Origin of the sequence: Desulfofundulus thermosubterraneus DSM 16057, from assembly GCF_900142025.1 — a bacterium.
Lineage (GTDB): Bacteria > Bacillota > Desulfotomaculia > Desulfotomaculales > Desulfovirgulaceae > Desulfofundulus > Desulfofundulus thermosubterraneus.
This window is the reverse complement of record NZ_FQZM01000027.1, coordinates 1-4859: the sequence shown is the minus strand read 5'-3', so window position 1 is coordinate 4859 and position 4859 is coordinate 1. Positions and strand designations below refer to the sequence as shown.

Sequence of the window (4859 nt, the reverse complement as noted above, 5' to 3'; positions counted from 1 at the left end):
CGGACAGCGCCGCATCCTTCTCTTAACGGTTTTACCTACGGGACACCAGGGCGCTTTTTACCTGCACACCCCTGATACTGCCCAGTTTTCCCGTCATAGCCCCGATTTCGTCGGTGGTGCCGTCAACAATCAGGGCTATGACCGAAAGGTTCTTCTCCCGGTAAGGTATGCCCATGCGCCCCACAATAATCTCCGCATATTCTCCCAGGATGCTGTTGATCTTTCCCGCGGCATGCTGGCGGTCTTCGACCAGGATGCCGACCACCCCAATGCGCCTTTCCACACCTTACACCTCCCCCACGCCGCAGCTTAAACGCACCCCGCAATTCGTCCACAAATGAGCGTACCCATGCCCTTTTTAAAGGACGCTATCAATGTAAACAAAAAAGCCTGCCTTTCTCCCACGAAAAGCAGGCTGCTGCCCGGTTTCTCCGCTGCCCCCTTGAGTACAGGAAAAACCCTTTTCGCAGGGAAGGCTGTTATGCCGTTGTCACACCCCTCCGGCTCAGGGCCACCAAGCCCCCATCCGTCAGGGTACTTATGAAAGATTATACTGTAAAATCAGTAATTTGACAATAATTTTTTCCCAGCCGGCCGTCCGGCCGGCCCGAATTTGCCGCTAAAAAATTGGGACTTAAAATAACTACTCCATACCTCAATTTCGACAATCCATCATCTATAGCTTCACGAAGACTATCTCCAATAGTAAGCACAAACCTGTCATACCAAATACTCAATCCTTATTTGTATAAGCGCTCTGGCCAAAGGCTCAGAATTGTTTCTCTGTCCTCACTTGCATAAGAAATGAACAATCCCAGGTCAAAGCAAGACCTCCTCCTATGTCCACTATTTTGAGTTTTTTGTCCTAAGACTATCACGCAAAGCAAAAGAGGTACTTTCTTTGGTCAGGCTTCCCCCCTATACTTCGCTAAAAACCCCCTCAGCAGCGCCTTAAACAGTGGGCCGTGGTTGGGTATCTTCAAGTGCAGCAGCTCATGGACAATGGCCTCCGCCCGGAAGGCCGCCGGCATGCGTAACAAAGCCGGGTCAAAGGTCAGCCGCCCTTTACTGGAGCAACTGGCCCATTTCTTTTTCATCGCCCGGAGCTGGACCTGTTTGGGTTCCACACCGATCCGCCTGGCCCAGGCGTCTACTTCCGCCCGGAATACCGCTTCCGGGATCGCTTCCTCAAGCTCATCCAGGGAGGCAAGAGAATTCATCGAATCATAGGATACATCGCCGCGCTCCATTAGCTTCCCAAAGGGATCTTTTACGGCAACGTACGCCGGATTATCAGTTGAAGGCCCCTGTTGCCTGCCGAATAAGTTATGGCCTAACGCCAGACTCATCGTCCAGCCCCCTTTAACAGGCTTAATATTTGGTCTACCAAATTTTTTATTTCCTTAACGGCTGCTGCTTTGAGGTTTTTATATAATTCCAAACGTATCTGCCGTTCCTGGGTTTCGCTGCTCTGCCAATAGGGATAACGTTCAAAGGCCCGGGCCATATTCCTGGCTACCCGTTCAGCTCCATTAACCTTTTGCCGCTTTAAAAGCCAGTAAACGGCATAAGGTTCCGGAGCCATCATTTTTTCAACCCGCTCTTTTTCCGCCGCCATAAATTCATCAATCAATTCCTGCAGGCGCTTCAGCGCTTCCTGGGTATTTAACTGCCGCTCCTGGTAGGCCTGGGCGATTCTTTCGGCCATCTCCCCGATGGAAAGGAGGTAAGGCGCCTGCTTAGCTCTTTCTGCGACCGCCTCGGTGATGCTTTTTAGCAGGTTAAAAACCTTGACCGTATAGGGAGCGGTGTCTTCGGCCAGCTTCTCCAGGGTGTGCTCGGTAATTTCATATATGTCCACCGCATCTTTAATTGCCCCCGGCAGGGTATGTTCCTGCACGAGCCGGGCTGTTTTCCGCATCAGCTCCTTGTCTAAAGGAACTGTCTCCGTCGACCGAAGCAATCGGTATAATCTGGCCAGCTGATCATAGTCATCCAGGTATTCCCGGAGAAACGGATCGGGAGAGAGAATTTCATAAAGGTTGGCCAGTTCCTTAAAGAAACTGTAGTATTTCTGTTTTTCTTCTTGACCCCGGAAATGTTCCAGGGCTCTGTCTGCTGCTTTATCATAACTGTAATTTTCAATAATGGACAGGTAATCCCTTCTAGCTGCGGCCATCATCTCCGCAAAACGTTCTTTTAACAGGTCAAGGTGCTGGATGGTCCCTTCCACGTCGCGGGAATCAAAGGCCAGAGCTTTCTCCAGGTTTTCAAAGATACCCACAAAGTCCAGGACAAAGCCGGCCGGCTTCTGGTGACCATCTTTATCTTCATAGGGCCGGTTGACCCGGGCAATGGCCTGCAGCAGCACATGGTCCCGCATGGGCTTATCCAGGTACATGCAATACAGCACCGGGGCATCGTAACCGGTAAGTAACTTCTCAGTTACAATGAGAATTTTGGGTAATGATTCCGGCTCGGCAAAGGCCTTACGGATTTTCTTTTCTTCGTCGTCGGAAAGATGATAACGGGCCAGGTGAGCTTCATCATTATGCCCCCGGCTGATCACCACAGACGAATATTCAGGCGGCAGGTATTTGTCCAGGGCCTCTTTATACAGAACACAGGCTTCCCGGTCCACTCCCACTAAAAAAGCTTTATAACCCAGCGGCTCCACATATTCCCGGTAATGCCGGGCCACGTAGGCAGCGATCCGGTCTATGCGCTCCCGGTTCTTGAGCATATTCCTTAAGGTAACGGCTTTTTCTAAAACTTTATTCAGTTCCTCAACGTCACTGACCCCTTCGGCCGCGGCCAGATTTAAAAATTCCTCCTCCAGAGTTTCCCGGTCCACCCGCAGGTCATTGGGGGCCAGGGCGTAATGCAGGGGCACCGTCGTACGGTCCTCTATGGATTCAGCGATGCTGTACTTATCCAGGTAGCCCTGGGGATCTTCACAGCCAAATACTTTAAAGGTGCCCTTACCGTGGGCCGTGCGGTCAATGGGAGTGCCGGTAAAACCAATGTAGGTGGCATTGGGCAGGGCGCCCATCAGGTAATTGCCCAGGTCGCCGCCAGTGGTACGGTGGGCCTCATCCACCAGCACAAAAATATTTGAACGCCGGTTAACGTCCGCCGGCATGTTGTCGAATTTATGGATCATGCTCACGATCAAACCCCGCCGGTCGGAAGCCAAAAGTTCTTTTAAATGGTTTTTACTCCTGGCCACCTCCACCGCACCAAGGCCGCAGGCGGAGAGATTGCTGAAAAGCTGCTGTTCCAGCTCGTTGCGATCCACCAGCATGAGCACCGTGGGGTTATCAAAGCGGGGATCTTCAATGAGCTTCCTGGCAATGGTGATCATGGTGTAGGTCTTGCCCGAACCCTGGGTGTGCCAGACCAGCCCCCGCCTTTTGGCCGGGTCGGCGGCACGATTAAGCACCCGGCCAACGGCCCGCATCTGGTGCGGGCGCAGAATAACCTTGCTCAAAACGTCATCCTTGCGGGTAAACATGATAAAGTCCGTCAATACCCGCAAAACCCGCTGGGGATGGATGAAGTTTTTCACCAGGGACTCAAAATCCTGGCTCTGGTTCTCGTCCCGCCAGTTGAAAAGGTTTTTGCGGCTTAAGCTCCAGGTGACTCCATAGTAGAAGCGGACAAGGTGGGTGAGGTTACATACCTGCAGCAGGGCCATGAATTCCGGGGCCTGTTGGTGATAACGGCGCAACTGGTCCAGGGCTTTGGCGATCCCCTCGATCTCGCTGGTGGACTTTGTTTCCACCACCAGCACCGGGATGCCGTTAATTAAAAAGACAATATCGGCCCGGATGGTATAGGTGCCATTGGTATAGGTAAACTCGTCGGAAACCTGAAAAATATTAGCCCGCCAGTTGTCCAGGTCCAAAAGGCGGATGTTGCGCTCCCTTTTTTCTGTTTCTACATAGACCGAACGGAGGCCCTTCAAGTATTCCCAGGCCTGGAGGTTCCCTTCAATGGTGGGCGGCACGCGCTCCAGCCGCTTTAATACCTCTTCGGCACGCAGGTGATCCACTACGCCGGGGTTTAATTTTTGGAGCTGGCTAATAAAGACATCCCGGACCACCAACCCGCCCATGCCGCCGCGCCGGAGCTCCAGCTCAGAGGGGGCGACATACTGCCAGCCCGTTTCAGTGGCGTAGCGGATGAAGGGATTCTGTACTGTAGCCTTTTCACCGCCCAGGGGCATCCAGATTCACCTCCAGGTCTTTCACCCGGACCTTGCCGGTCATGAGCAGGTGGAGCATGGTTTGGAAGAGGGATTGGAGGGTGGATTTACGGGTTTCTTCTACATTTATTTTCTGATCCATTAACGTAAGAAAATTGGCTATTTGTTTCTGTTCAGAGATGGGGGGGATGGGTATCAAAAAACCTTTCAGCTTGGTTGCACTGATGTTTGATTGACTAACTCCTCTTGTAGCCAATAACTTAAGTCGATTCTGAGTAGATTCCATATTGAGGTAATAGTTTAAGAACGCCGCATGCGTGATCGGTTTACCATAAATCCTACTCAATACCATCTAATACCTGGGAATTAACCGCTTTTACCCAGGGTGACAACAGGCGTTCTCTGTTGACATTGGGATCAACGCCCTCAGCCATGAAGTAAATTATGAGCAGGAGAGGATCTTCGTCAATTCCGATAAACTTGAGTACACGAGTCATTATAACCGGCGCAATAGAGTAAAACGACTCGGCCCAGCGCAAAGGAGTAAAGCGAGCGCTTTTCTCCGGAGCCAGCAACCGCATGTGGTTAAGCAGCCGGTGGCTTACAACCAGGGTCAGCATAGCCACCAGAACCAGAGATTCTACCACGGCAG

4 protein-coding genes and 1 pseudogene are annotated in these 4859 nt (G+C 51.8%); all 5 read right to left on the bottom strand.

Features of this window, described 5'->3' with window-relative positions:
- Positions 1-31: 31 nt before the first annotated feature.
- On the bottom strand, positions 32-283 hold the full coding sequence (locus BUA65_RS10820) for a TM1266 family iron-only hydrogenase system putative regulator (RefSeq protein WP_072869619.1): 252 nt from the start codon (positions 281-283) through the stop codon (positions 32-34).
- 622 nt (positions 284-905) lie between these two features.
- Entirely contained in the window at positions 906-1349 is a 444-nt protein-coding gene (locus BUA65_RS10815; RefSeq protein WP_242656309.1) for a M48 metallopeptidase family protein, read from the bottom strand.
- A complete protein-coding gene (locus BUA65_RS10810; RefSeq protein WP_072869618.1) occupies positions 1346-4228 on the bottom strand; it encodes a type I restriction endonuclease subunit R in 2883 nt (960 codons plus the stop codon). The genes BUA65_RS10815 and BUA65_RS10810 overlap by 4 nt, the downstream gene beginning before the upstream one ends.
- Positions 4212-4559, bottom strand: a complete 348-nt coding sequence (locus tag BUA65_RS10805) for a restriction endonuclease subunit S (protein WP_084062310.1) — start codon at positions 4557-4559, stop codon at positions 4212-4214. The genes BUA65_RS10810 and BUA65_RS10805 overlap by 17 nt, the downstream gene beginning before the upstream one ends.
- Positions 4546-4859: pseudogene (locus tag BUA65_RS18280) on the bottom strand (hypothetical protein); the annotation flags it as partial. The pseudogene BUA65_RS18280 and the gene BUA65_RS10805, both read right to left, overlap by 14 nt.

Excerpts from the sequence above, each read along its gene's own strand:
- BUA65_RS10815 (WP_242656309.1), bottom strand. The coding sequence starts at position 1,349 with ATGAGTCTGGCGTTAGGCCATAACTTATTCGGCAGGCAACAGGGGCCT.
- BUA65_RS10810 (WP_072869618.1), bottom strand. The coding sequence starts at position 4,228 with ATGCCCCTGGGCGGTGAAAAGGCTACAGTACAGAATCCCTTCATCCGC.
- BUA65_RS10805 (WP_084062310.1), bottom strand. The coding sequence starts at position 4,559 with ATGGTATTGAGTAGGATTTATGGTAAACCGATCACGCATGCGGCGTTC.